The following is a 23,778-nucleotide window of genomic DNA, read 5'->3' as shown; positions in this document are numbered from 1 at the left end:
TCTGGCTGTTGTAAAGTCACGGTTTTCACCCCGGCATACTTCAATTCGGCACAATGTTGCTCTAGTCTCCGCCAGCAATGACTCCGGAGGCAGCGGACCCTATGGAAAATGTGAATGTGGCGGAGATCGGCTCCACCGAAAAGACGGCCGGCGGTTATGCTTACAGGCTTTCGAGTCCCATGCCCTTCCTCTGGACGATGCTGCTTTTCCTCGTCATCGTCGGTTTTATCGCCGCCATCCTCTTCCGGCAGACGCAGACCGCCTTCATGCACAATCCGGGCCTCAATGGCCTGATCGTCGGCGTTCTCGCAGTCGGAATCATCCTTGTTTTCAACCATGTACTGGCGCTTCGTCCCGAAGTGCGCTGGTTCAATTCGTTCCGCGCCGCCGGCAGCGCCGACAAGGTCAACCGTAATCCGCGGCTGCTTGCGCCGATGCGGGCGCTGATCGGCAGCCGCAAGACTTCGGTGGCGCTGTCGACGACGGCGCTGCGCTCGATCCTCGATTCGATCGCCACCCGCCTCGACGAATCGCGCGACGTCTCGCGCTACCTGATCGGCCTGCTTGTCTTCCTCGGTCTGCTCGGCACCTTCTGGGGCCTGATCGGCACAATCGGTTCGATCAGCATGGTCATCCAGTCGCTCGATGCCGGCTCGAACGGCACGGGCGACGTGCTCTCGGCGCTGAAGGAAGGGCTTTCCACGCCGCTTTCAGGCATGGGCCAGGCCTTCTCCTCCTCGCTGCTCGGCCTTTCCGGTTCGCTCATTCTCGGTTTCCTCGACCTCCAGGCTGGCCGCGCGCAAAACCGCTTCTACATGGAGCTGGAAAACTGGCTCTCCTCGGTTACCGATGTCGGCTCCGACCTGGCGCCGGCCCTCGACGCTGTCGCCGGCGCTTCCTCGGACGATATGCGTGCGCTCTCCGATTATCTGCGCAAGGTCTCGGAGGAGGGGGGCGCCGGCAGCCAGCGTTCCGTCGCCGCCATGGCGAGCCTGGCCGAAGGCATTCAGGGCCTGGTCAAGAATATGCGCAACGAGCAGCAGATGCTGCGCGACTGGATCGAGGCACAGCAGGACGAGGCCAAGGCAATGCGCCGCACGCTCGACCGGCTGGCCGAACGCATCGGCATGCAGGAGCGCACCGGCGACCGGAGCGAGCGCGTGCGCGAACGCGCCAGCCACTCAGAAAAGAGCGAGGGCAAGTAAGCCATGGCTCTTGCCCGCAACCGGCGCCGCGAGCGCACGGTGGATTATTGGCCGGGCTTCGTCGATGCGCTGTCGACGCTGCTCATCTCGATCATGTTTCTGCTGACGGTCTTCGTCGTCGGTCAATTCATCCTCAGCCGCGAGATCACCGGACGCGATGAGGTGCTCAGTCGCCTCAACAGTCAGATCAACGAGCTCACGCAGCTTCTTGCGCTCGAAAAGGGCAGCAATCAGGACCTCCAGGATTCGGTTGCCAATCTGCAGGCTTCGCTTGCCAGTGCCGAAGGCGATCGTTCGCGACTGCAAGCATTGCTGAATGCCGGTTCGGGCGGCCAGGATGCAGCGCAGAAGAAGATCGGCTCGATGACGCAGGAGCTCGACGAGCAGAAGCAGGTGAGCGAGCGGGCGCTCAGCCAGGTCGAGCTGCTGAACCAGCAGATCGCCGCACTTCGCAGCCAGATCGCCGCCGTCGAAGCAGCCCTTCAGGCTTCGGAGGAGAAAGACCGCGTATCGCAGACCAAGATCGCCGATCTCGGCAGCCGCCTCAACGTTGCGCTCGCCGCGCGCGTGCAGGAGCTGAACCGCTACCGTTCCGACTTCTTCGGCCGCCTGCGCGAGATCCTTTCGGACCGCGAGAATATTCGCATCGTCGGCGACCGGTTCGTCTTCCAATCGGAAGTGCTGTTTCCCTCGGGCGGCGCCGATCTCAACCCGGAGGGCCAGACCGAAATGGGCAAACTCGCGGCCGCCCTTCTCGACCTCTCCAAGGAGATTCCGCCGGAGATCAACTGGGTGCTGCGCGTCGACGGCCATACCGACAATGTGCCGCTTGCCGGAACCGGCCGCTATCGCGACAATTGGGAACTCTCCTCGGCGCGCGCGATTTCGGTCGTCAAGTTCCTGATCGCGCAGGGCGTGCCGGCCGACCGGCTCGTTGCCGCCGGCTTCGGCGAATTCCAGCCGATTGCGCCGGGCGATACGCCGGATGCACGCTCCACCAACCGCCGCATCGAACTGAAGCTGACCGAGAAATGATCAGCCCGGCGTGGCTTGCCGCGCCTCCCTCAGCCGGTCGGCGAGAAAATCGCGCACGGCGGGACTGTCGCTGAGGCCGATCGCCGTCATGTAGGCGTCCACTGCTGCGGTTTCGTCGCCGGCTCCTGCCAGCAGAAAGGCCCGCACGGCCCAATAGGGCTGATAGGCCGCGATGTCGCGCGGATCGAGCCTGTCGAGCCGCTCCAGGCCGGCGGCTGCGCTCAAGGCCCTGCCGAGCACTGCAGCTTGGGCGACGCGTGCGCCGAGCGTGGGTTTCATCGTTACCAGCGCCGCGTAGAGAGTTGCCAGCGCCTGCCAGTCGGTCGTTCCCGAAAGCCGGCGCGCCGCATGCACGGACTGGATCGCAGCCTGGCACTGGAAAGGGCCGAAACGGTCGAAGCCTCCGGCCTTGCGCAGCAGCGCATCCGCCTCGGCGATCATGATCGCGTTCCAGCCCGCCGTATCCTGGTCGTCCAGCGGCACATATCGGCCATTGCAGTCGCGCCGGGCGCTGCGGCGAGCCTCGCAGTGAAGCATCAGCGACAGGAGGCCGATCGCTTCCGGTTCATTGGGCAACACCGCCAGCAGCGCGCGGCCGAGCCAGATCGCTTCGCCGGCAAGCGAATGGTGCTCTTCCTCGCCGTCGAGACCGTCCCATCCGAGACCGTAAGCGGCGTAGATCGCCGAAAGTACGGCGGCGAGCCGATCGGCCAAGGCGTGTCGAGGGGGAACGGCGAAGGGAATGCCGGCATCGCGGATCTTTACTTTGGCCCGCACCAACCGCTGGCTCATCGCCTCCGGTGAAACGATGAATGCCCGTGCGATGGTTTTTGCCTCGATGCCGAGAACGGTCTGCAGCATCAGCGCCGTGTGCACGGAGCTGTCGATGGCAGGATGAGTGCAGGCAAAGAGCAGCTTCAGCCGCTCATCGGGAAAGACGGCGTTGCCAGCCTCGTTCATGCGTTCCTCCGCCTCCTCGAAGGCGACCGTTATCGTCGCCTGCGCATTGGCCGCGACGGCGCGGTGGCGGGCCGCCTGCATCAGGTTGCGGCGTGCGGCCACCAGCAGCCAGGCTTCCGGCTTGTCGGGAACGCCGCGCTCCGGCCAGACGCGAAGGGCCGAAGCCAGCGCTTCCGACAATGCGTCTTCCGCCGCCGGCACATCGCGCGAGCGGGCGGCGAGAAAGGCGATCAGTTTGCCGTAGGACTGACGCGCCACCTGTTCGGCAGCGCGTCCGGCATCGGTCGGCATCGTCGCCTCACATCTGCAGGCGCGGGCGCACCTCGACCGAACCCTTGTCGGAGATCGGCACGCGGGTTGCCCATTCGAGCGCAGTGTCCATATCGGGAACCTCGATCAGATAGAAGCCGCCGAGCTGTTCCTTGCCTTCCGGATAGGGGCCGTCCTGGACATCGTGCTCCTCGCCCTTGCGGCGTATGACCGTGCCGGTCTCGGGCGCTGTCAGCCCGGCGCCGCCGGTCATGATCCCTGCCTGGGCCAGCGCCTTGCTGTAGGCGATCCAGCCGTCGCGATAGGCTGGATCGTCACGGCGGGCGAAATCTTCCGGGGCTTCGCGAATGATGAGAGCATATTGCATGGAAAACTCCTGATCTCGTTGTTGGCGTTGATCCAGGCATCCCGATATCGGCGACTGATATCCCATAGTGACGCCCGGCGGAGCGGTTCGGCCGTTCCGAGACAATGAGGCGCGGCCAGTGGTCATTTCGACATGGCCTTCAAAGAAATATGCGAAAAAAGAGAAATGACGCGAAGGTCGCAAACAAGTGCGCCGGGCTCAAGGGCACCGGCGGCGCTCAGGGGCGGGCAGGGCGGCGTTTCACGCCGCCGCTGCTTCTGCTCAGGCCTCGGCCTTCGTCTGGTCGACGACGTCGGCGCTGGGCGTGTTCTTCTTGATCGATTCGATGGCACTCATGGCGGACGCCTTCGCCTTGTAGCCTTCGGAAAGGAACATGGTTTCCCCGTTCGATGCCTTGAAGCGGAAGCGGAACTCGCCGGCCTTATCCTTATAAACTTCGAATTTATACATGGATGTCTCCCGAAACGCTGAATTGCAACCATCAGCGTCAGGGAGGCTAGATCAAAATGGCGAGCTTTTCCACTGCCTTAATTAGAATTGGCTGCTTAGCGTCCAATTGTCACCGTTTCCATCCGGCGCAACCGGAGGCGTCTACGCCGCCGACGTCATTCCATCTGGATGTTCGCGCCCTTGACCACCGGACCCCATTTGGCGAGCTCGGCCTTGACATGGGCAGCGAGTTCATCAGGAGTCGAGCCGACGATGGTGGCGCTGAATTCTTTCATCCGTTCGGCAACGGCGGGGTCTTTAAGCGCCTTGTTGGCCGAGGCGTTGAGACGCATCACGGCCTCGTTCGGCGTCTTAGCCGGGGCGAAAAGCGCATTCCAGGTATAGGTCTCGTAACCCGGTATGCCTGACTCGGCGACCGTCGGCACATCGGGGAAGGAGGGTGCGCGTTTGGCCGTGGTCACGGCCAGCGCCCGCAAAGTGCCGGCCTTGATATGGCCCGATGACGAGGGCAGGTTGTCGAACATGATCGGCACCTGGTTGCCGATGACGTCATTCAAGGCCGGGCCGGCGCCCTTATAGGGAATATGCTGCATGCTGACGCCGGCCATGGACTTGAACAGTTCGCCGGACAGATGCAGCGGCGTGCCGTTGCCCGACGAGGCATAGCTGTATTTGTCAGGCTCGGCCTTCAGCAGCGCGATCAGCTCCTGCACGGTCTTTGCCGGCAATTCCGGATTGACGACCAGCACGTTCGGCACGACGACAAGCAGCGAGACCGGCGCGAAATCCTTCTCGGGATCATAGGGGGTCGATTTGAGGATCAAGGGATTGAGCGCGTGGGTCGCGACGGTGCCCATCAGAATGGTGTAGCCGTCGGGTTCTGCGCGGGCGACGTTACCGGCGCCGAGATTGCCGCCGGCGCCGGCGACGTTCTGGACGATCACCTGCTGGCCGAGATCCTCGGACATCTTCTGGGCAATGATGCGGGCAACCACATCGGTCGAGCCGCCGGCCGCGAAGGGCACGACCATGGTGATCGCCCGGTCGGGAAAATCCGCAGCCGCGGCAGACGCGCCTGATGCAAAGGCCGCAAGCACACCGAACCCGAGCGCAAGGCCCGCACGTCGCGTCATATCGAAAGGCGCCATTCCTATCTCCTCCCAAGAATCTCAACAGCAATATCCCCACCCCGGGGCATGAAGAGGGTAGGGCAGGAGACGCGAATGACAACCGCGGGCAGGCGTGTGAGAGGTCAGACTTTAGTCGCTATCGGCGGAGAAGCGCATGCCCGCCTATTTCGCGGCGGCGAGCACATCTTCATTGGCGGCGTCGAACTGCAGCCGTGCCAGCCGTGCATAGATGCCGCCGTGGCGGATCAGGCTCTGATGGGTGCCCTCCTCGACGACGCGCCCCTGATCCATGACGAGGATACGGTCGGCCTTCAACACGGTCGCCAGCCGATGGGCGATGACGAGCGTCGTACGGCCATCCACCAGGCCGTCGAGCGCCTTCTGCACCAGCGTCTCGCTTTCGGCGTCAAGCGCGGAGGTTGCCTCGTCGAGCAGCAGCACGGGCGCGTTTTTCAGGATGGCACGCGCAATGGCTATGCGCTGGCGCTGGCCGCCGGAGAGGGTAATGCCGCGTTCGCCGACCTCGGTCTCATACCCCTGATCCAGCCGCGTGATGAATTCATCGGCCTGGGCGGCAAGGGCTGCGGCGCGGACCTCGTCGCGGGAGGCGCCGGGACGGCCGAAGGCGATGTTGTCATGGATCGAGGCGGCAAAGATGGTGACGTCCTGTGGCACGATGGCAATGCGCTGGCGCAGCTCGTCGGGCGTCGTCAGCTGCGCGTCGACATCGTCGATCTTCACGCTGCCCTGCTGCGGATCGTAGAAACGTAACAGCAGCGAGAAGACGGTGCTCTTGCCGGCGCCGGAAGGGCCGACGATGGCAACGGTCTCGCCCGGCGTAATGGTGAAGCTCAAGCCATGCAGCGCCGATTTGCCGGGTCGCGAGGGATAGGCAAAATGCACGTCGGAAAATTCGACGCGGCCAAGGCTGGGCGACGGAAGAGCCTGCGGATGGGCGGGGGCTGCAATCGGCGAGACCTCGTCGAGAAGCTCGGTCAGCCGGTCGGCGGCACCGGCTGCCTGCGAAAGTTCACCCCAGACTTCCGACAAGGCGCCCAGCGAACCGGCTGATATGACGGCATAGAGCAGGAACTGGCCGAGCGTGCCGGCCGAAAGCGTGCCCGCGAGAACGCTGTGGGCGCCGACCCAGAGCACGGCGACGACGCTGCCGAAGATCAGCGTAATCGCGATCCCGGTCAGCAGCGCGCGCGAGCGGATGGCGGCGCGGGCCGCTTCATAGGCGGATTCGACGGCGGTGCCGTAGCGTGTCGCTGCGGCATCCTCGCCGTTGAAGGCCTGTACGGTACGTGCCGCGGCGATCGTCTCGTTGGCGAAGGCGGAGGCATCGGCAAGCGTATCCTGGGCGGCGCGGGAGCGCTTGCGCACCGAGCGGCCGAAGGCGACGAGCGGGAAGACGATCAGCGGGATCGCCCCGATGACCAGGCTCGAAAGCTTCGGCGAGGTGACGATCATCATGCCCATCGCGCCGATACAGAGGATGAGGTTTCTGAGCGCCACCGAGGCGGTGGCGCCGACCGCGGATTTGATCTGTGTCGTATCGGCAGTCAGGCGCGAGACGATCTCGCCGGACTGGTTGACGTCGAAGAAGGAGGGCGACAGTCGCGTCACATGAGAAAAGACATCGCGGCGGAGATCGGCGACAATGCGCTCGCCGATGGTGATGACAAAATAATAGCGCAGTGCGCTTGCGACCGCGAGAACGACAGCCATGATCATCAGCATGGCGAAGTAGCTGTTGATGAAGCGGCCGTCGGACTGGGTGAAGCCGTGGTCGATCATGCGACGCACGGCGAGCGGCAGCGCCAGCGAGGTGATGGCGGCAAGCGCCAGCGACGTCAGCGCACCGGCCACCAGGCCGCGATAACGCATGACGTAGGGCGTCAGCCTGCCGAGCGGCCCTAGCGACCGCCTTTTGTTTTCCTCAGCCCGTGCCTGCTCTGCCAAATCGTCTCCGATCACCCTCAGGACCCGCGCAATGCGGCCTGTTGGCTCTTGTTATCTAGGCGCCCTTCATGTATAGGCACGCCATCCTAATGGGAAGCCGTAGCCATCACGACTGCGGCTTCATTTATTCAATCGGTTCGGTGGCCGCAACTGCATGCGGCAAATTGAACTCCGGTATCGCAGGAAGATTGTTATGAAGGCAGGCATCCATCCCGACTATCACATGATCAAGGTGGTCATGACCGATGGCACCGAATACGAAACCCGCTCGACCTGGGGTTCGGAAGGCGCCGTCATGAACCTCGAAATCGATTCCAAGTCGCACCCGGCCTGGACCGGCGGCAACCAGCAGCTGATGGACCGCGGCGGCCGCGTCTCCAAGTTCAACAAGCGTTTCGGCGGCCTCGGCCTCTAATCGCTTCTGCTCGACGGAATTCGAAAAGAGCCCGGTTTTTGCCGGGCTTTTTTGCGTGTTGGGGAAGCCGGCTTTTTCAGGCAAAGAAAAAACCGGCCGCGCAAGACGCAGCCGGTTTGTATCGAATTCGCAGATCTGGTCAGTTGTTGCCGAAGGCGGTCTGCAGCAGGGAAAGCTGCGCCTGGACGCTGTTCTGATTATCATGAACGATCACGGCTTCGGACGGGCGGTAGATCTCGCGGTCGAGCAAAGCGATGCGGTTCTGCAGACGCAGAGAGCGTTCGACGAGGTCGCGGAAGGATTCCGGCAGGTCGCCCCAGCCGGGCGCGGCGCGGTCGACGTTGAAGCCGTCGAGGCGAACCTTGTTCTTCTCGGCCAGCACCTGGTCGCGGGACATTTCGCCATTGTTGACGGCGCGCTGCAGCAGCAGCCAGGAGGCCATCTGCATCAGGCGAGTGGTGAGACGCATCGATTCTGCGGCGTAGAGAACCGAAGCCATCCGCGGCAGAACCTTGGAAGCGGCGCGGCCCTGGCCATCGAGATAGGCGGCGGTCTCTTCGACCAGCGACATGCCTTCCGCATAAAGTGCCTTGAACTGCGAGGATGCAGCGGCGCGGCCCGCAAAACTGATCGTGTTCAATCCAACTTCCGACATCGCAAGAGTCCCTGTTGCACGCAGCTACTTATAATTCAGGTAACGCCGGCACAGACGGAAAAGTTTCCTGGGCCGGTCTTTATGACTTTAAGATGGTATCATTAGCCCAAATGCGCAAGCCGTTTCTTAAGAAAGGGTTAATCTCCACAGTTTCGTGGAAAGGCGCCGGGCATAGGAAAAAGAAGAGCCGCAAAAGCGGCTCTCAAGGTAAAACAGGGAGAAAAATCAGACCAATTCACCGCTTGGAAAACTGTCTGAAATCCAGAGAAAATCTGGATGAGTACAGTAATATCTTATAAAGCTTAATATTTTATTAACATTGTGCCGAAGTAAGACTTGGGGCGGGTTCATTTTTCCCGCCTATAGCCTTGTTTTTCGGGGTCTATCGGATCACGAGCGGAAGAAACTTTCCGCCGCCTGCCGCCCAGAGGCCTTGCGGGCGGCCTCGGCTTCGAGACGGGCGATCTCCGTCTTCAGCAATTCCACCCGCGCCTTCAGCTCGTCCACCGAAAGCATGGAGAGATCGGCACCGATTTCGTGGGCGGTCTTCTTTTGCGGCCGGTCATCATCGATAAAGCTCATCGTTCGTTCCTCCGTTTGCTGCCTGAAGCAATTCCCCGGAAAACGCCCGGCGCTTTTGTCGGAACTGCTAGCCGAACTTTACAGCAGGATCGACGCTTTCGGGAGACTTCGCGGTTTCAGCAGGTTTGCCGGCGCCGCGATCAGCCAGCGACATGCTTTGCGGCGTCAGCATCGGCGAAGTGCCGGTCGGGATCGTCGTATAGGCGTCGCGGTCGCTGGCCGGGACGGCGGCGCGGATGCGGCTCCTGACGATGGCGTAAACGGTGATCAGCACGTGGGCGATGGCAGTGACGAGGAAAAGCGCATGCGGGGTGATGACCGACATCACGGGGCCGCCGATCGTCGGGCCGATCACCGTGCCGATGCCGTAGAGCAGCAGCAGGCCGCCCGAGACCTTGACGAAGTCTTCCGACGCCGCGAAGTCGTTCGCGTGGGCGACGGCGATCGGATAGAGCGTATTGGCCACCGCGCCGTAAAGCACAACGAGCCCGATCAGCAGGGCGGGCGACGTCGGGTGGAGCAAAAAGATCAGCAAGCCGGCAACGGCGGCGATCGCCGACATGGCCGCGAGCACATAACGCCGGTCGATGCGATCGGAAAGCCGGCCGGCCGGCAGCTGCATCACCGCGCCGGCGAAGATGGTGGAGCTCATCATGATAGCGATGCTGGTGTCGGAGAGACCGGCGCCGGCGCCGAAGACGGCGCCGAGCGTGCCATAGGCACCGTTGGCGATGCCGACAAGCAGGATGCCGAGGCAGGAAACCGGCGAATTGCGGTAAAGCGCCGGCAGGTCGAGGCGCACCGCCTTCAGCGGCTGCGGCGAAGCAGCGGTCGAAAGCGTCGTCGGCAGCATGGCGATGCAATAGAAAATGCCGCAGATCATGAACAGCACCGGCGTGCGCACATCCTCGAGCGGGATCATCATCTGGCCGCCGACGACACCGAGCAGGGTGATGCCGATATAGAGCGAGAAGATCGCGCCGCGGCTCTCGTTGCTGGCGCGCTCGTTCAGCCAGCTTTCGATGATCATCGAGGTGCCGGCGGTGGAGAAGCCGGTGACGGCGCGCAGGACCACCCACCAGACCGGATGGATGATGATGCCGCTGACCAGCGCGATGATGGCGATGATCGAGATGAAGCCGGAGAAGGCTCTGACATGGCCGACGCGGCGCACCAGTTTCGGCGCCACCAGGCAGCCGATGACGAAGCCCCCCGCCCATGACGTACCGAGCAGGCCGAGCGTCGTCGTGGCGTAGCCTTCGAGATTGCCGCGCACGGGAAGCAGGATGCCCTGCAGACCATTGCCCATGAAAAGGAAGAGCGTGCCAAATAGCAGCGCGGCGACGGACAGCAGATTTCTCTTCATTTCCCCAGACTCGGTCTTAAGCGATTTGCAATGGACATAAGGCACGACCTCGGTCGGCCCAGCCTCAAGATGATTGATTGTGCCCCGGAATTTCTTTACGGCGTGTCGAGATCCTCTTGTTCGCGCGGAAAAATGTCCGTCCTGTGACAATCCGAAAAATGGAAAAAATAAAGCATGACAAAGCTGATAGCCTTGCTGCTGATCCTTGCCATGGCGATACAGGTGATCAAGCCGCTCGGGCTTCCCGGCCTCAAGCGGCGGATGGATTTCTGGAAGATCGCGCTGATCGCTTTCGCGGTCTGGGCATTGGCGCTGCTATCGCGCGATTTCCTGATGTGATGCTCAGTTTTCCGGTGCCTCTGGGCTTACGGTCTGACCTTTAATCGTCAGCCTTGCAGATGATTTCTCCGCGCATGACGGAAACGCAGCTTCCCGAGATGACGACATCGGTGACGATGCCGCCCGATTTCACGACATCGAGGGCGATCATGCTGCGGCGGCCAATTTCGACGCCCTGTTCGATGGTGATGCGGACGTTCATGTCGGTGTCGGGCGCAAGCGAGACGAGATAGGCGCCGAGCGCGGCCGAGGCGCTGCCGGTTGCCGGGTCTTCGGGCACGTTGTCGAGCGGCGCGAACATGCGGGCGCGGACCTTCCAGGGATCTTCGGGTGTCCTGACATAGACGAAGAGCGAGAAGTCGTGGCCGCTCGTCGTCTGCCGGCCGGCGGCCGCCTGGAAGCCGGCAAGGGTCGGGCGGGCGGCGGCCAGCGCTTCAAGGCCGCTCAATTCGGCAATGGCGAAATTCAGGCCGACCGAGGCAAAGACCGGGGCGTGGCTGGATTTGACGATGGCGCCGGGTCCGAGCCCAATGCAGCGGGCGATGGTTTCCTCGGCAATGGCATCGCCGATCGCCAGCGGCTGCGGCGCGCGGATGGCGGCGGCCGCGACTTTTCCGCCGCTGCGTTTCAGGCTGACCTCGACGAGGCCAGCTTCCTCCTCGAAGCGCAGCGTCTCGCCGACCGGCTGGCCGAAGATCTCCGCCTGCTGGCCGAGCACATAAGCGGTGCCGACATTCGGATGGCCGGCGAAGGGTATTTCCATCGTCGGCGTGAAGATGCGCACCCGGGCGGAATTTTCTGGATTTTCCGGCGGCAGGATGAAGGTGACTTCGGAGTAGTTGAATTCGGTGGCGATCCTCTGCATCGCGGCATCGCTCAGCCCTCGCGCATCGGAGATGACGGCAAGCGGGTTGCCCTCGAAGCGGGTGGAGGTGAAGACATCGACGGTGACGTAGGAAAGGGTGTCCATGGCGGCTCCTGTTGCAGTGGGCCGCTATGAATAATCAGGCTTTTTGACTGGACGAAGCGGTTTCTTGTCGCCGTGACAATGAGGGGATGTCTTGCGTCGAGCTGATTTCTTACGAAACCTTGCTGGCGATTCGTCGGATAGGTAGGACGGCCCTCATTCCTGTGCCCGTCACAGGAATCCAGCTACGGCGCGTCTGAGCCGTGAATGAACCAATGTCCCAGGGGCCAATATCTCAGGGGAAGAGTCTTTCGCGCCCAAGGACTTGGGCGCGCTGGATTCCTGTGACGAGCACAGGAATGAGGGAGGAGAGAGGGTGGGGCAGGGGCCGCACCGTTGCGGGTGCCGCCCCCGCCCAATCTCAAGCGCAAAAATCAGGCGGCCTTTTCCAGGTCCTTTTTCCAGCTGCCCTTGGCGGCGAGGCTGTTCATCTCGGCGCGGTGGGTGAATTCGCGCTGGCCGGCGGCGACGTTCTCAGGCTTGCCGTTCCAGGCCTTGAGCGCGCTGTCCTGCAGGGCGCGGCCATAGGAGAAAGTGACGAACCAGGGCAGGTCGGTCGTGGCATTGATGGCGGAAAGATGCGCGCTCGCCTCTTCGGTCGACTGGCCGCCGGAGAGGAAGGCGATGCCCGGAACCGCAGAGGGAACCGTGCGCTTCAGCACCTGCACGGTGCGTTCGGCAACTTCGGCGACCGAGGCCTTACGGGCGTTCTTGCCGTCGATGACCATGTTCGGCTTCAGGATCATGCCCTCGAGGCTGACGCGGGCGTCGGCCAGTTCCTCAAAAACGATGCGCAGCGTGGATTCGGTGACTTCGGCGCAGCGGTCGATCGTGTGGTCGCCCGGCTTGCCGTCCATCAGGCATTCCGGCTCGACGATCGGAACGATCTTGGCATCCTGGCAGAGTGCGGCATAACGGGCAAGTGCCTGAGCGTTGGCGCGGACCGAGCCGCGGGTCGGCAGCGTCGAGGAGATGGCGATGACGCCGCGCCACTTGGCGAAACGGGCGCCTGCTTCATAATAGCGGGCAAGGCGTTCGCCAAGGCCATCGAGGCCTTCGGTGATGGTTTCACCGGGGAATTTCACCATCGGCTTGGCGCCGGTATCGACCTTGATGCCGGGAATAGAACCGGCAGCGCGGATGATGTCGACGAAGGGCGTGCCGTCAGCGGCCTTCTGGAAGAGTGTTTCTTCATAGAGGATGACGCCGGAGATATATTTCTTCATCGCCTCGTCGGAGCGGAAGAGCATCTCGCGATAATCGCGGCGGCTGGTTTCGGTCGATTCCAGGTTGATCGTGTCGAAACGCTTCTTGATGGTGGAGGTCGATTCATCTGCCGCAAGCAGTCCCCGGCCGCCCGCAACCATCTGCACTGCAATGTCTTCCAGTCGTTCGCTCATTCTCGTTCTCTCCACAGCATTAAACATCGGCGGTTTAAGAATATAGGACGGCGATAACAGAAGTTTATAGGGAGGAAAATGGAAGGCTAAGTCACTGAAACGATTGAAATCACTTCAATCGTTTGAAAAAATGGGATTTTTTGCAGTGCGTGAGCAAAAGACCGCGGTAGGCTCTTCGCCGCCGCGGTCTATCCACATGTAAAACCTGTCGAATCGGGCTTTCAGCGTGGCACGCCTTTTTGAGGCGCGAAGGACACTGAAACATTTCAAACGGACGCACCGGCCTGATTGTCGGGTCGATGCACACAGGCAGTTAGCGAGCGGCGTTCAGGACGGCGACGCCGGGAAGCTCCTTACCTTCCATCCATTCGAGGAAGGCGCCGCCGGCTGTGGAAACATAGGTGAAGTCGTCGGCAACGCCGGCATGGTTCAGCGCCGAGACGGTGTCGCCGCCACCGGCAACCGAGGTGAGCTTGCCGGCCGAGGTGCGCTCGGCGGCGTATTGCGCGGCGGCGACGGTTGCGGCATCGAAGGGCTCGATCTCGAAGGCGCCGAGCGGGCCGTTCCAGACGAGGGTCGAAGCGCGCTCGATCCAGGCGCTGATGGCTTGGACGGATTTCGGGCCGACGTCGAGCACCATGGCATCGGCGGGAATAGAGTCGATATCGACCGTCTCGTTGGCGGCACCCGCCTTGAACTCGCGGGCAATCACGCCGTCTTCCGGCAGGATGATGGCGCAGCCGGCGGTCGCTGCCTCGATCATGATCTGCTTGGCGGTTTCGGCGAGATCATGCTCGCAGAGCGACTTGCCGACATTGGTGCCGCGGGCGGCGATGAAGGTATTGGCCATGCCGCCGCCGATGACGAGCGCATCGACCTTCTTCACCAGATTCATCAGCAGGTCGATCTTGGTCGAGACCTTGGCGCCGCCGACGATCGCGACGACCGGGCGGGCGGGATCACCCAGACCCTTTTCCAGCGCCTCCAGCTCGGCCTGCATGGTGCGGCCGGCATAGGCCGGCAGGTGGTGGGCAAGGCCTTCCGTGGAGGCGTGGGCGCGGTGGGCGGCGGAGAAGGCGTCATTGACATAGATGTCGCCGTTGGCGGCAAGCGCCTTGGTGAAGTCGGGGTCGTTCTTTTCCTCGCCCTTGTGGAAGCGGGTGTTTTCCAGAAGCAGGATATCGCCGTCATTCATCGTCGCGACGGCGGAGGCGGCGGCCTCGCCGATGCAGTCGGAGGCCGTCGACACGGCATGATCCAATACTTCCTCGACGGAAGGGGCGATCAGCGACAGCGACAGATCCGGCGAAGGGCCGTCCTTCGGCCGGCCGAAATGGGCCAGCAGGATCACCTTGGCGCCCTTTTCGGACAGTTCGAGGATCGTCGGCGCCACACGCTCGATGCGCGTCGTATCGGTGACCTTGCCGTCCTTGACCGGGACGTTGAGATCGACGCGGACGAGAACGCGCTTGCCGCGGATGTCGGAGAGATCGTCGAGGGTCTTGAAGGAAGGCATGGGGAGATCCAGTCTTGGTTGGCGGAAATTGCGCCGACCATAGCAAGGATCATTCGAGACGCAAGGCGTTCAGCGACCGTTTTCGTGTGTGCCTTCGTCGCGTCCGGCTGCTGCTTTCGGAGCGCCTTCGGAGGCGGCTGCCTCTCGGCTCCGGCGCCCCTTCAGCCGGTCGCGGATGCGCTGGATAATGTCCTTGAGATTGATGAAGATCGGCAGCGTGATCGCCGGTTCGACGGCTTCGAGCGACATGCCGACGGAGCTGACATGATCGTGCTCGTCGAGATCGCGGACGATGAGGATGATTGAGCCGAGGCGGACGCGGTCGGCATAATCGGCTTTGCCGCCGAGGCGCTGCCGCATCAATTCGGCGATCGTCAGGCCCTTTTCGGATTCGTTGAGCAGGCCGGGACCATAGGCGGCGTCGAGATCGGCCGCGGGGCGGGCAGGCGAGAGCGCGAAGGCGCCGAAGAATTCGGCATCGTCCTCATCCACCGGCGCACGGCTGGCGAAGAGCCGGTCGAGCAGGCGGGAATAACTCGGCACAATGAAGAGATAGACGAGATCGTTCTCGCGCAGCCGGCCGGCATATTGGTAGCGCATCGACTTGCCGTCGCGGATGACCAGCGAAGGGGTTGCCCAGCGCGGTATGCGCTCGCCGCGCAGTACCGGACTGTCCTTGATGACGCGGTACGAGAGCAGTTCGTGGTGTGCTGCACCCGGCAGGTCGACCTCGACCTTGTCGACGGCGCCGATGCGCGGCGGAATGATCAGGCCGAGCTTCTTGGCGACCGGCTTGATCGTCCAGCCCTGTATGAGCAGGGAGACCAGCACGATAATGAAGGCCGTGTTGAAATAGATCTGGCCGTTTTCCAGGCCGCCGAGGATCGGCATGATGGCAAGCAGGATGGAGACGGCGCCGCGCAGGCCGACCCAGGCAACGAAGCCGATCTCCTGCTGCGTGTAATCGAAGGGGAGCAGCGACAGCCAGATCGCCAACGGCCGGGCGACGAAGATCAGGAAGAGGGCAAGCAGAATCGCCGGCACGATGATCACAGGGAACTGCGACGGCGTGGCAAGCAGGCCGAGCACCAGGAACATGATGATCTGCGCCAGCCAGGTCATGCCGTCCTGGAACCGTTTGATGGTGCCGATCGCCTGCATCTTGCGGTTTCCGGCGTAAATGCCGGCGACATAGACGGCGAGGAAGCCGCTGCCGCCGACAGCACCCGTAAAGGAGAAGACAAGGAGGGCAAGCGCCAGCACGAAGATCGGCGTCAGGCCGCGATCGGTGTCGAGCTTGCTGACGATCAGCACGATCATCATGCCGCCGAGCAGGCCGAGAATGACGCCGAGGCCCATCTGCTGGACGAACATGGCGAGCATGCCGATATTGATGCCGGAATACCGCTCGCCGCTTGCCAGCACCTCGACGAGGGCGATGGTGAGGAAGATCGCCATCGGGTCGTTGGTGCCGGATTCGACTTCCAGCGTCGAGCGCACCTTGTCGCGGATGTTGATGCCGCCGATGCGCAGCAGGAAGAAGACGGCGGCGGCATCGGTCGAGGCGACGATCGAGCCGAGCAGCATGCCTTCCAGCCAGGTGAAATTCAAAAGCCACATGGCGGCGACGGCAAAGAGCGAGGCGGTGATCAGCACGCCGACCGAGGCGAGCGCCAGCGAGGGCACGGCCGCCAGCCGGAAGGCCTGCATCGGCGTGCCGAAGCCGGAATCAAACAGGATGACGGCGAGGGCGATGGAGCCGAGAATATAGGCGAGATAATTGTTGCTGAACTCGATGCCGAGGCCATCGACGCCGGCGGCAAGGCCGATCATCAGGAAAAGCAGCAGCAGCGGGGCGCCGAACCGGAAGGCGAGCAGGCTTGAAAAAGCGGCAAGAAGCACGAGCGCCGTCGAGACCAGCACCACGATGTAGAACGCTTCCATGCCCACCCCTTTCCATCGACTGCTTCACGAAACCAGCCACCTCGGGCCGATCCGCGTCATCCAAGCCCTCCCTCACGCGCGGCAGTCCATCAGTAAACGGCAAAATGTCAGAGAAGGGTAGGCCTTGCGGCTTAACCTCGTCGCGATGCTGCATCATGATGCTGAACGGCTGCCGGAGGACCAGCCGACTTGGAATGCTACGGGAGAAAATCTCTATAAAGAATGTATAGGAAAATCAGGCGGGAGCAGGGCAAAAGAGACAGGCACGGATTTTTCCTGCCGGTCCGCCGCTGCTTTGCTATCCCAGCACTGCCTGAACTATGATGATGGCGAGAAACGCGAGACCGATGAGGGCGGTAACCGAGATGACCAGACGATTAGCCTTTGCCAGCACGGCCGGTCTGACGTCCCGCTTTGGGTGAAACCGCTGCCGCCGCTTGAGGGTGGAGTGGGACAAGCGTTTTTGTGCCTCTGCCATTTATCGCCTCCATTTGGATCGTTCCAGCCATTCTGCAGCGTTGCGCATATCCTCAAACTATCACGCTTGGTCAGCGGATTGCCAACCCCGTCATCCAACCTTGCCTGCGAGCGGCGACGCCACACCGAAGCCGTCCTTCGGTGTGGCTTTCGAAGCCGGCGTCAGTCTTCGGTGTCCTCGCCCTCGTCGGTCAGATCCGCGACCGGCACGAGGAAAACGACGAACTCGTCCTCGATGGTTCTTTCGGGGTCGTCGTCGAATTCATAGGCATGCTCGACTTCGCTTGCTTCTTCGGCGGTCGCCTTGCGCAGGCTGAGCGCGGCCTTGCGGTCCCATAGGGGCTTGCCCTCGGACTCCAGGATGGTCAGGTCGTCGCGGAAGTCTTCCGCCTCGAAGAAATGCGTCGCATCCTCGTGATTTTCGGAGCGAAAGCTGGCAACGGCGCGGCCGTCGATTTCTACGGTAAAGTAATCCATCCATCTCTCTTTATCTCCCCCAGACGACGATGCGGCTGCAGGGGTTATCGATGACGCCGTGACCGGCTTCGGAACCGAGCCGGTACTCAGGGGTCTGTGCACGTCGAATGCCCAAGGCCGCCTATCCTACCAGATCCGGTGCTGGAAATGGGAAATGATGCGGCATGAGCGCGGATAACAAAACGGCCCGGTTTCCCGGGCCGCTTGCGATAGTCGATCGTCGGGCTCTTAGATGAGCTTGGCGAAAGCGACGGCCGTATCGGACATGCGGCTGGAGAAGCCCCACTCGTTGTCGTACCAGGACAGGACGCGCACGAAGTTGCCTTCCATGACCTTGGTCTGATCGGTTGCGAAGATCGAGGAGTGGCTGTCGTGGTTGAAGTCGCGGGAGACGAGCGGCTCGTCGGTGTAGCCGAGGATCCCCTTCAGCTTGCCGTTCGCAGCAGCCTGGACGGCTTCGTTGATTTCGCCGACGCTGGTCGCCTTCTTGGCGACGAACTTGAAGTCGACGACCGATACGTTCGGGGTCGGAACGCGGATCGAGGTACCGTCGAGCTTGCCCTTCAGGTGCGGCAGAACGAGGCCGACGGCCTTGGCGGCACCCGTCGAGGTTGGGATCATCGAAAGGGCGGCGGCGCGGGCGCGATACAGGTCCTTGTGCATCGTGTCGAGCGTCGGCTGGTCGCCGGTGTAGGAGTGGATGGTCGTCATGAAGCCATGGTCGATGCCGACGGCGTCGTCGAGCACCTTCACGACCGGCACCAGGCAGTTGGTGGTGCAGGAGGCGTTGGAAATGACCATATGCTCCTTGGTGAGCTGGTCGTGGTTGACGCCGAAGACGACAGTGAGGTCGGCACCGTCTGCAGGCGCCGAAACGATGACGCGCTTGGCGCCGGCCGTCAGGTGAGCGGCTGCCTTGTCGCGTGCGGTGAAGATGCCGGTGCATTCCATCGCGATGTCGACGCCGAGCTCGCGGTGCGGCAGCGTTGCCGGATCCTTGATCGCCGTGACCTTGATCGGCTTGCCGTTGCCGACGATGATCGTGTCACCCTCGACCTTTACGGTTGCCGGGAAACGGCCGTGGATCGAGTCGTAGCGCAGCAGGTGGGCGTTGGTCTCGACTGGACCGAGATCGTTGATGGCGACGACTTCGATGTCGGTGCGGCCGGATTCAACGATAGCGCGGAGGATGTTGCGGCCGATGCGGCCGAAACCGTTGATGGCAACCTTGACTGTCATGTTCATTCACTCCCGATAGAATAGAGCCCGATAGAGCGGGCCTGGAATTGAGGAGATGGAGAGCGCCTCAAGGCGCCCTCATTAAAGCTTTGCTTCCGCGGCCGCAACGACGGCGTCGGCGGTGATGCCGAAATGCTTGTAAACGTCCTTCACCGGACCGGAAGCGCCGAAGCCCTTCATGCCGATGAAAGTGCCTTCCGGTCCAATGAAAGCATCCCAGCCTTCGCGGACGGCGGCTTCGACGGCGATCTTGACCGGCGAGTTGCCAAGGATTTCCTTGCGGTAGGCGTCCGGCTGCTCGAAGAACAGTTCCGTGCAGGGAACCGATACGACGCGCACCGTCACACCCTTGGCTTCCAGGGTTGCGCGGGCGGCAACGGCGATTTCGACTTCCGAGCCGGAGGCGAAGATCGTCACCTTGGCGTCGGCATTGCCGGCCAGCGGATAAGCACCCTGTTCGCAGCGGTTCTTTTCGCTGTATTCGGTGCGGACTGCCGTGAGGTTCTGGCGCGTCAAGGCAAGGCCAGACGGACGGTTGTGCGTCTTGACGGCGATCTGCCAGCATTCTGCCGTTTCCGTGGCGTCGGCCGGGCGGAAGACCATCAGGTTCGGGATGGCGCGCAGGCCGGCGAGCTGTTCGACCGGCTGGTGCGTCGGGCCGTCTTCGCCGACGCCGATCGAGTCGTGCGTCAGGACGTGGATGACGCGGATGCCCATCAGCGAAGCGAGGCGGATCGGCGGGCGGCAATAATCCGAGAAGATCAGGAAGCCGCCGCTATAGGGAATCAGGCCGCCATGCAGCGCGATGCCGTTCATGGCAGAGGCCATGCCGTGCTCGCGGATGCCCCAATGCATGTACCGACCGGCGAAATCCGTCGGCGTGATCGAGTGCATCTGGCTGGTCTTGGTGTTGTTCGACGGCGTCAGGTCGGCGGAGCCCCCGAGCGTTTCCGGCAGGAAGCCGTTGATGACCTCAAGCGCGTCTTCCGAAGCCTTGCGGGTAGCAACAGTCGGCTTGGTCTCGGCGAGCTTCTTTTTATAGGCGCTGATCGCGGCGTCGAAACCTTCCGGCAGTTCGCCTGCCATGCGGCGGCTGAACTCAGCCTTGGCGGGGGCGTTGGCGAGGCCATCTTCCCATGCCTTGACAAGATCGACGGAGCGGGCGCCGGCTGCGCGCCAGCTGTCCAAGACGTCCGACGGGACGACGAATGGTTCATATTCCCAGTTCAGCGCCTTGCGGGTGGCGGCGATTTCCTCGGCGCCGAGCGGGTTGCCATGGACCTTGTGGGTGCCCTGCTTGTTCGGGGCGCCGAAGCCGATGATCGTCTTGCAGGCGATGAAGGTCGGGCGGTCGGACTTGTGAGCGGCTTCGATCGCGGCGGCAATGGCAGCCTGATCGTGACCGTCGAGTTCGATCGTGTTCCAGTGAACGGCCTTGAAGCGGGCGAGCTGATCGGTCGAGTCCGAGAGAGACACGGCGCCGTCGATGGTGATCGAGTTGTTGTCCCAGAACAGGATGAGCTTGTTCAGCTTCAGGTGGCCGGCGAGGGCGATGGCTTCATGGCTGATGCCCTCCATCAGGCAGCCGTCGCCGCAGATCGCATAGGTATAGTGATCCTGAAGATCGGAGCCGAACTCCTCACGCAGCTTGCGTTCGGCAATCGCCATGCCGACGGAATTGGCAATGCCCTGGCCGAGCGGACCGGTGGTCGTCTCGATGCCGGTGGCGTGACCATATTCCGGATGGCCGGCGGTTTTCGAACCGAGCTGACGGAACTGCTTCAGATCTTCGACCGTCATATCGGGATAACCGGTCAAATAGAGCAGTGAATAGAGCAGCATCGAGCCATGGCCGGCCGAGAGCACGAAGCGATCGCGGTTCGGCCAGTGCGGCTTCTTCGGATCAAACTTCAGATATTTGGTGAACAGGACCGTCGCCACGTCGGCCATGCCCATCGGCATGCCCGGGTGACCGGAGTTCGCCTTTTCAACGGCGTCCATGGCGAGAAAACGGATCGCATTCGCCATCCGGTCATGTTGTTCGGGAGAGGTCATGGCTTTTCCGCAAGTTCCGGGTGTCGGGGGATGGCCTCGAGCCTCCAAGACCATCGAGTGAAAGCGGCAGACACATAGCAGTTGGCGCTGGCAAGTCAATAAATGGGACGCCAAATCCGGGCGGGCCGCCGCGATTTTTGACATTTGATCGTGCGATTGTACAAAAGACAAATCTTGTGTGACGAGGATATCTAAAACGCTCATCCACAAGATAGGCCGGTGGGCAAGTGACAGGATTTATTGACGGGCCGTCGGCGAGCTGCATATCCTTTTGAAATCGCAGGATCGGCGCGGCGTGCCGATTCGCGGATCCTGCGCGGGACTCGGGAAAGCATGATGCCCACAGGCAAAACCATGGAAGCAGCGCTCAACGAATTGAGACAGGCGATTTCGAGCCTCGAAAACGCCGTCGACATGCGCGTCGAGCGGGAGCGTGAGCAGGGCGAGATCGAGGGCGAGGTGCGGCGCGTGCACGCCGACCGCTCCCGGCTGGCGCAGGAGCTCGACCAGGCGGAATTCCGGGCCAACCGGCTGGAGGAAGTCAACCGCGAGGTATCGCGGCGGCTGGTGACGGCCATGGAAACGATCCGCGCGGTTCTGGATCGCTAGAACAGGATGATTTTAGGCCAGGTTGGCCCAAAATCAGAAACCTTGTTCTAATTTAAAGAGTTAGAGCATGATGTCGTCCGAAAACCGCTAACACTTTTCGGCATCATGCTCTCATAAAGAGAGTTTGATATGGCGCAGGTGACGGTAACGATCGATGGCAAGGCCTATCGCATGGCCTGCGAGGAAGGGCAGGAGGATCACCTGACCGATCTTGCCACCCGTTTCGACCGCTATGTCGGCCATCTCAAGGGGCAGTTCGGTGAAATCGGCGATCTCAGGATCACGGTGATGGCCGGTATCATGATCATGGACGAAATTGCCGAGCTGACGCGCCGCGTCGCCGGGCTGGAATCCGAACTCGAGTCCTTGCGCGGCAACCGCGACACGGTGCTTGCGGCCACCGCCCGCACCGAAGAAAATCTGGCGGCGGCGCTGAGTGAAGTTTCAACCCGCATTCGCGGCATCACCGACAAACTGAACGGCCGGCCCGGGCCTGAACTTAACTGATCTCAATTAAATAAGGACGACTTGCCGCCGCCACTGGCGCGCCGGCGCAAACGACCTTATATATCGCGATGCGGTCTGCGCCTCTCGACAGGAACCACAATCCCTGGGGCCATACTCGATCCAAAGGGAGCTGTCCCTGGCCAGGCCCGTGGGCCTGGACACACGGCGCCCACCTACGTTTGTAGGCACCCAGGATCGTAAACATCCACCGGTGGTCGTGGATCGCACCTTTCCCTTTTTGCGTCGAAGACGCCGGTCACGCGGGCGAACGCGGCTTGCGCGTCCGCCCTCTTTCCGCCCGTCGGTTACTTCTTCAAGCCCGGAAGCGTGACCTGGAAGACCTGGAACATGGTGTCGACATCGGCGCCGCCGTCCGCCTTGTAGGCTGCGCCTACCTGGAAACCATCCTGGGTCAGGAAGTCGTTGTCATTGGCGACGAACAGGAAATAGTCGTCCGGCAGGTTCGGGTCGAGAACGCTCGCAAGACCCATGGCTTCCCATTTTTCCGACAGATTGTTCTTATCGTTCGGTGCGCCGTTATGCAGGCCGAAGCGGGCAAGGTCGGCCTTGTCGTTGATGTCGATGAACGGTGTCAGCGTCGCCGGTGTCAGCGAGGGATCGACGACGCCCTTCGGTGCGATCGGCTTGCCGGCGTCGAAATCGCTGCCGGCAATATCGGTCGCACCGGAGAGATCGACGATGTTGATCTTGCGGTAGAGCGAGGTATCGCCCTTCAGGCTCTGACCGTTGCCGCTGTCGCGGGCAAGCATCAGGAAGGTCTTGTCGGAAAGGGCGACGATTTCGCTCTCTGCCGCGATCACCGTCTTGTCCTTGGCGTCCTTGAAGACCGGCAGCGGCACGACGTATTCGTGCACCAGTTTCAGGTGATCAGGATCGGCGGCGTCATAGATCATGGCGCGGGTGTTCTGGCGGGTCGAGCTGGAATCGCCGCCATCCTGGCGGGCGGCCGATTGCAGCACCGATATGATGAACTTGCCGTCCGGCGTCATCGCCATGCCTTCGAGGCCCTGGTTGTTCTGGCGCCCGGTCTCCGGATCCTTCGGATCCGGAGCGGATGCGCCGGGGCCGGGATTGTTGGAGGCGAAGCTCAGCGCGCCCTTGCGCATCGGCAACAGCGCCTTCGGCGGCTGGGTAGCCGAACGCAGGTGGCCGTCGGCGGCGAAGCGATAGATATAGGGGCCATATTCGTCGCTGACGAACATGGAACCGTCGGCCATGCGGATGATGGCCTCATCGTCGAGCGCGATCTTGCCGTTCACCGCTTGCGGCAGTGGCGGGAAGTCGCCGGTAGCGGCACGCACGCCGGATTCCGGATCGAGACCGGTCATGTCGCCACCCTTGTCGTCGACAAAGAGTGTGGATTCGACCAGCTTTGCGTCGACGCCGGACTGTTCCTTGCCGGCCTCGGGTGCCGCACCCGGAGCGGTCGGCGTCAGGCCGATCGCGATGGTATTCAGGCGCGGCCGATAGTCGACGGTGCCGACGGCGTTATAGCCGCGGTCGGGCAGCAAATAGAGCGTACCCTTGTAGCTGGCGCCGTCGCGGCTCCAGGCGGCGGAACCGATCGCCATGCCGGAGCCGGAACCGAAGGTCTCGCCGAATTTGTCACGCTGGTTGGCCGGGATGCGGCCGATGCCGACCAAGCCCTTGTTGACGAAGGTGAGGCCGCCGACAGCGGCGGAGTTTTCGGCACTTGCGGCGGCCGGAATGGCGGCGGATGCCGCGAGAACCGCGGCGAACAGCCGCGATGCATGTGATCTGACGTTCTTCATGAAATACCCTCTCGGTCAAAAGCGTTCCTGCAACGGCTGCCCGCCTTCAGGCCGG

Annotated in this window: 24 protein-coding genes and 1 other RNA gene; 8 read left to right on the top strand and 17 right to left on the bottom strand. The window is 62.4% G+C overall.

Annotation, left to right across the window (positions count from 1 at the left end; translation table 11 throughout):
* Window positions 1-101: 101 nt before the first annotated feature.
* Together RLEG4DRAFT_RS29225 and RLEG4DRAFT_RS29220 are read left to right on the top strand one after the other, a co-directional pair.
* Complete coding sequence (locus tag RLEG4DRAFT_RS29225) at window positions 102-1,205, top strand: MotA/TolQ/ExbB proton channel family protein (RefSeq protein ID WP_003582178.1); 1,104 nt, start codon at window positions 102-104, stop codon at window positions 1,203-1,205.
* A gap of 3 nt (window positions 1,206-1,208) precedes the next feature.
* Window positions 1,209-2,240: a peptidoglycan -binding protein gene (locus tag RLEG4DRAFT_RS29220; protein ID WP_003582177.1), complete on the top strand. Its 1,032-nt coding sequence runs from the start codon at window positions 1,209-1,211 to the stop codon at window positions 2,238-2,240.
* On the opposite strand, the gene RLEG4DRAFT_RS29215 is transcribed toward RLEG4DRAFT_RS29220, so the two are convergent.
* From RLEG4DRAFT_RS29215 to RLEG4DRAFT_RS29195, 5 genes are all read right to left on the bottom strand, one after another.
* Window positions 2,241-3,491, bottom strand: coding sequence for an RNA polymerase sigma factor (locus RLEG4DRAFT_RS29215; RefSeq protein ID WP_003582176.1), 1,251 nt, complete (start codon window positions 3,489-3,491; stop codon window positions 2,241-2,243). It abuts the gene before it with no gap.
* A gap of 7 nt (window positions 3,492-3,498) precedes the next feature.
* A complete protein-coding gene (locus RLEG4DRAFT_RS29210) occupies window positions 3,499-3,837 on the bottom strand; it encodes a YciI family protein (RefSeq protein ID WP_003582175.1) in 339 nt (112 codons plus the stop codon).
* Window positions 3,838-4,098: 261 nt separating this feature from the next.
* Window positions 4,099-4,287: a YegP family protein gene (locus RLEG4DRAFT_RS29205; protein WP_003566419.1), complete on the bottom strand. Its 189-nt coding sequence runs from the start codon at window positions 4,285-4,287 to the stop codon at window positions 4,099-4,101.
* A 155-nt stretch (window positions 4,288-4,442) separates the two neighbouring features.
* A complete protein-coding gene (locus RLEG4DRAFT_RS29200) occupies window positions 4,443-5,435 on the bottom strand; it encodes a Bug family tripartite tricarboxylate transporter substrate binding protein (RefSeq protein ID WP_003582174.1) in 993 nt (330 codons plus the stop codon).
* Between the two features lie 144 nt (window positions 5,436-5,579).
* Window positions 5,580-7,382 (bottom strand): ABC transporter transmembrane domain-containing protein, encoded by a 1,803-nt coding sequence (locus tag RLEG4DRAFT_RS29195; RefSeq protein WP_003582173.1) that lies wholly within the window; start codon window positions 7,380-7,382, stop codon window positions 5,580-5,582.
* Between the two features lie 193 nt (window positions 7,383-7,575).
* Here RLEG4DRAFT_RS29195 and rpmE point away from each other — a divergent pair, with 193 nt between their 5' ends.
* Window positions 7,576-7,797 (top strand): 50S ribosomal protein L31, encoded by a 222-nt coding sequence (rpmE, locus tag RLEG4DRAFT_RS29190; RefSeq protein ID WP_003566413.1) that lies wholly within the window; start codon window positions 7,576-7,578, stop codon window positions 7,795-7,797.
* Window positions 7,798-7,936: 139 nt separating this feature from the next.
* On the opposite strand, the gene RLEG4DRAFT_RS29185 is transcribed toward rpmE, so the two are convergent.
* Window positions 7,937-8,452 carry a DUF1465 family protein gene (locus RLEG4DRAFT_RS29185; protein WP_003542804.1) on the bottom strand — a complete coding sequence of 172 codons (516 nt, stop codon included), beginning with the start codon at window positions 8,450-8,452 and terminating at the stop codon, window positions 7,937-7,939.
* Between the two features lie 14 nt (window positions 8,453-8,466).
* On the opposite strand from RLEG4DRAFT_RS29185, the gene RLEG4DRAFT_RS40490 reads away from it, so the two are divergent.
* Complete coding sequence (locus RLEG4DRAFT_RS40490) at window positions 8,467-8,751, top strand: hypothetical protein (protein WP_125869666.1); 285 nt, start codon at window positions 8,467-8,469, stop codon at window positions 8,749-8,751.
* Between the two features lie 91 nt (window positions 8,752-8,842).
* Here RLEG4DRAFT_RS40490 and RLEG4DRAFT_RS29180 read toward each other — a convergent pair whose 3' ends face one another.
* Both RLEG4DRAFT_RS29180 and RLEG4DRAFT_RS29175 read right to left on the bottom strand, forming a co-directional pair.
* The gene (locus tag RLEG4DRAFT_RS29180) at window positions 8,843-9,034 is read right to left on the bottom strand and encodes a DUF1192 domain-containing protein (protein ID WP_003582172.1); all 192 of its coding nucleotides are present in this window, start codon (window positions 9,032-9,034) and stop codon (window positions 8,843-8,845) included.
* A 67-nt stretch (window positions 9,035-9,101) separates the two neighbouring features.
* Window positions 9,102-10,400 carry an MFS transporter gene (locus RLEG4DRAFT_RS29175; protein WP_003582171.1) on the bottom strand — a complete coding sequence of 433 codons (1,299 nt, stop codon included), beginning with the start codon at window positions 10,398-10,400 and terminating at the stop codon, window positions 9,102-9,104.
* 174 nt (window positions 10,401-10,574) lie between these two features.
* On the opposite strand from RLEG4DRAFT_RS29175, the gene RLEG4DRAFT_RS41035 reads away from it, so the two are divergent.
* Window positions 10,575-10,739 carry a hypothetical protein gene (locus RLEG4DRAFT_RS41035; RefSeq protein WP_003582170.1) on the top strand — a complete coding sequence of 55 codons (165 nt, stop codon included), beginning with the start codon at window positions 10,575-10,577 and terminating at the stop codon, window positions 10,737-10,739.
* Window positions 10,740-10,779: 40 nt separating this feature from the next.
* Here the strand turns inward: RLEG4DRAFT_RS41035 and RLEG4DRAFT_RS29170 are convergent, their stop codons facing one another.
* The 8 genes from RLEG4DRAFT_RS29170 to tkt all read right to left on the bottom strand — a co-directional run bounded on the left by RLEG4DRAFT_RS29170 (window position 10,780) and on the right by tkt (window position 20,814).
* On the bottom strand, window positions 10,780-11,709 hold the full coding sequence (locus RLEG4DRAFT_RS29170) for a PhzF family phenazine biosynthesis protein (RefSeq protein ID WP_003582168.1): 930 nt from the start codon (window positions 11,707-11,709) through the stop codon (window positions 10,780-10,782).
* A 371-nt stretch (window positions 11,710-12,080) separates the two neighbouring features.
* Window positions 12,081-13,106, bottom strand: coding sequence for a class I fructose-bisphosphate aldolase (locus RLEG4DRAFT_RS29165; RefSeq protein WP_003582166.1), 1,026 nt, complete (start codon window positions 13,104-13,106; stop codon window positions 12,081-12,083).
* Window positions 13,107-13,419: 313 nt separating this feature from the next.
* Complete coding sequence (locus RLEG4DRAFT_RS29160) at window positions 13,420-14,622, bottom strand: phosphoglycerate kinase (RefSeq protein ID WP_003582164.1); 1,203 nt, start codon at window positions 14,620-14,622, stop codon at window positions 13,420-13,422.
* A 69-nt stretch (window positions 14,623-14,691) separates the two neighbouring features.
* Window positions 14,692-16,566 (bottom strand): potassium/proton antiporter, encoded by a 1,875-nt coding sequence (locus tag RLEG4DRAFT_RS29155; protein ID WP_003582162.1) that lies wholly within the window; start codon window positions 16,564-16,566, stop codon window positions 14,692-14,694.
* 298 nt (window positions 16,567-16,864) lie between these two features.
* Complete coding sequence (locus RLEG4DRAFT_RS29150; protein ID WP_003582160.1) at window positions 16,865-17,044, bottom strand: hypothetical protein; 180 nt, start codon at window positions 17,042-17,044, stop codon at window positions 16,865-16,867.
* Between the two features lie 161 nt (window positions 17,045-17,205).
* Window positions 17,206-17,520, bottom strand: coding sequence for a hypothetical protein (locus tag RLEG4DRAFT_RS29145; RefSeq protein WP_003582158.1), 315 nt, complete (start codon window positions 17,518-17,520; stop codon window positions 17,206-17,208).
* A gap of 228 nt (window positions 17,521-17,748) precedes the next feature.
* The gene (gene gap / locus RLEG4DRAFT_RS29140) at window positions 17,749-18,759 is read right to left on the bottom strand and encodes a type I glyceraldehyde-3-phosphate dehydrogenase (protein WP_003582156.1); all 1,011 of its coding nucleotides are present in this window, start codon (window positions 18,757-18,759) and stop codon (window positions 17,749-17,751) included.
* Between the two features lie 81 nt (window positions 18,760-18,840).
* The gene (gene tkt, locus RLEG4DRAFT_RS29135; protein WP_003582155.1) at window positions 18,841-20,814 is read right to left on the bottom strand and encodes a transketolase; all 1,974 of its coding nucleotides are present in this window, start codon (window positions 20,812-20,814) and stop codon (window positions 18,841-18,843) included.
* Window positions 20,815-21,147: 333 nt separating this feature from the next.
* Here tkt and RLEG4DRAFT_RS29130 point away from each other — a divergent pair, with 333 nt between their 5' ends.
* From RLEG4DRAFT_RS29130 to ssrS, 3 genes are all read left to right on the top strand, one after another.
* Window positions 21,148-21,423 (top strand): DUF4164 domain-containing protein, encoded by a 276-nt coding sequence (locus tag RLEG4DRAFT_RS29130; RefSeq protein WP_037094330.1) that lies wholly within the window; start codon window positions 21,148-21,150, stop codon window positions 21,421-21,423.
* A 129-nt stretch (window positions 21,424-21,552) separates the two neighbouring features.
* Window positions 21,553-21,930, top strand: coding sequence for a cell division protein ZapA (locus RLEG4DRAFT_RS29125; protein ID WP_003582153.1), 378 nt, complete (start codon window positions 21,553-21,555; stop codon window positions 21,928-21,930).
* Between the two features lie 69 nt (window positions 21,931-21,999).
* Window positions 22,000-22,158, top strand: a non-coding RNA gene (gene ssrS / locus RLEG4DRAFT_RS39420) — 6S RNA.
* Window positions 22,159-22,235: 77 nt separating this feature from the next.
* On the opposite strand, the gene RLEG4DRAFT_RS29120 is transcribed toward ssrS, so the two are convergent.
* Window positions 22,236-23,723, bottom strand: coding sequence for an esterase-like activity of phytase family protein (locus tag RLEG4DRAFT_RS29120; protein ID WP_003582152.1), 1,488 nt, complete (start codon window positions 23,721-23,723; stop codon window positions 22,236-22,238).
* Between the last annotated feature and the right edge of the window lie 55 nt (window positions 23,724-23,778).

It is taken from the genome of Rhizobium leguminosarum bv. trifolii WSM2297 (assembly GCF_000271845.1).
This window is presented reverse-complemented; position numbering and strand designations above follow the sequence as displayed.

Bases quoted from the DNA above. Each gene is read 5' to 3' on its own strand.
- RLEG4DRAFT_RS29225 (WP_003582178.1), top strand. From the start codon at position 102: ATGGAAAATGTGAATGTGGCGGAGATCGGCTCCACCGAAAAGACGGCC.
- RLEG4DRAFT_RS29220 (WP_003582177.1), top strand. From the start codon at position 1,209: ATGGCTCTTGCCCGCAACCGGCGCCGCGAGCGCACGGTGGATTATTGG.
- RLEG4DRAFT_RS29215 (WP_003582176.1), bottom strand. From the start codon at position 3,491: ATGCCGACCGATGCCGGACGCGCTGCCGAACAGGTGGCGCGTCAGTCC.
- RLEG4DRAFT_RS29210 (WP_003582175.1), bottom strand. From the start codon at position 3,837: ATGCAATATGCTCTCATCATTCGCGAAGCCCCGGAAGATTTCGCCCGC.
- RLEG4DRAFT_RS29205 (WP_003566419.1), bottom strand. From the start codon at position 4,287: ATGTATAAATTCGAAGTTTATAAGGATAAGGCCGGCGAGTTCCGCTTC.
- RLEG4DRAFT_RS29200 (WP_003582174.1), bottom strand. From the start codon at position 5,435: ATGGCGCCTTTCGATATGACGCGACGTGCGGGCCTTGCGCTCGGGTTC.
- rpmE (WP_003566413.1), top strand. From the start codon at position 7,576: ATGAAGGCAGGCATCCATCCCGACTATCACATGATCAAGGTGGTCATG.
- RLEG4DRAFT_RS29185 (WP_003542804.1), bottom strand. From the start codon at position 8,452: ATGTCGGAAGTTGGATTGAACACGATCAGTTTTGCGGGCCGCGCCGCT.
- RLEG4DRAFT_RS29180 (WP_003582172.1), bottom strand. From the start codon at position 9,034: ATGAGCTTTATCGATGATGACCGGCCGCAAAAGAAGACCGCCCACGAA.
- RLEG4DRAFT_RS29175 (WP_003582171.1), bottom strand. From the start codon at position 10,400: ATGAAGAGAAATCTGCTGTCCGTCGCCGCGCTGCTATTTGGCACGCTC.
- RLEG4DRAFT_RS41035 (WP_003582170.1), top strand. From the start codon at position 10,575: ATGACAAAGCTGATAGCCTTGCTGCTGATCCTTGCCATGGCGATACAG.
- RLEG4DRAFT_RS29170 (WP_003582168.1), bottom strand. From the start codon at position 11,709: ATGGACACCCTTTCCTACGTCACCGTCGATGTCTTCACCTCCACCCGC.
- RLEG4DRAFT_RS29165 (WP_003582166.1), bottom strand. From the start codon at position 13,106: ATGAGCGAACGACTGGAAGACATTGCAGTGCAGATGGTTGCGGGCGGC.
- RLEG4DRAFT_RS29160 (WP_003582164.1), bottom strand. From the start codon at position 14,622: ATGCCTTCCTTCAAGACCCTCGACGATCTCTCCGACATCCGCGGCAAG.
- RLEG4DRAFT_RS29155 (WP_003582162.1), bottom strand. From the start codon at position 16,566: ATGGAAGCGTTCTACATCGTGGTGCTGGTCTCGACGGCGCTCGTGCTT.
- RLEG4DRAFT_RS29150 (WP_003582160.1), bottom strand. From the start codon at position 17,044: ATGGCAGAGGCACAAAAACGCTTGTCCCACTCCACCCTCAAGCGGCGG.
- RLEG4DRAFT_RS29145 (WP_003582158.1), bottom strand. From the start codon at position 17,520: ATGGATTACTTTACCGTAGAAATCGACGGCCGCGCCGTTGCCAGCTTT.
- gap (WP_003582156.1), bottom strand. From the start codon at position 18,759: ATGACAGTCAAGGTTGCCATCAACGGTTTCGGCCGCATCGGCCGCAAC.
- tkt (WP_003582155.1), bottom strand. From the start codon at position 20,814: ATGACCTCTCCCGAACAACATGACCGGATGGCGAATGCGATCCGTTTT.
- RLEG4DRAFT_RS29130 (WP_037094330.1), top strand. From the start codon at position 21,148: ATGATGCCCACAGGCAAAACCATGGAAGCAGCGCTCAACGAATTGAGA.
- RLEG4DRAFT_RS29125 (WP_003582153.1), top strand. From the start codon at position 21,553: ATGGCGCAGGTGACGGTAACGATCGATGGCAAGGCCTATCGCATGGCC.
- RLEG4DRAFT_RS29120 (WP_003582152.1), bottom strand. From the start codon at position 23,723: ATGAAGAACGTCAGATCACATGCATCGCGGCTGTTCGCCGCGGTTCTC.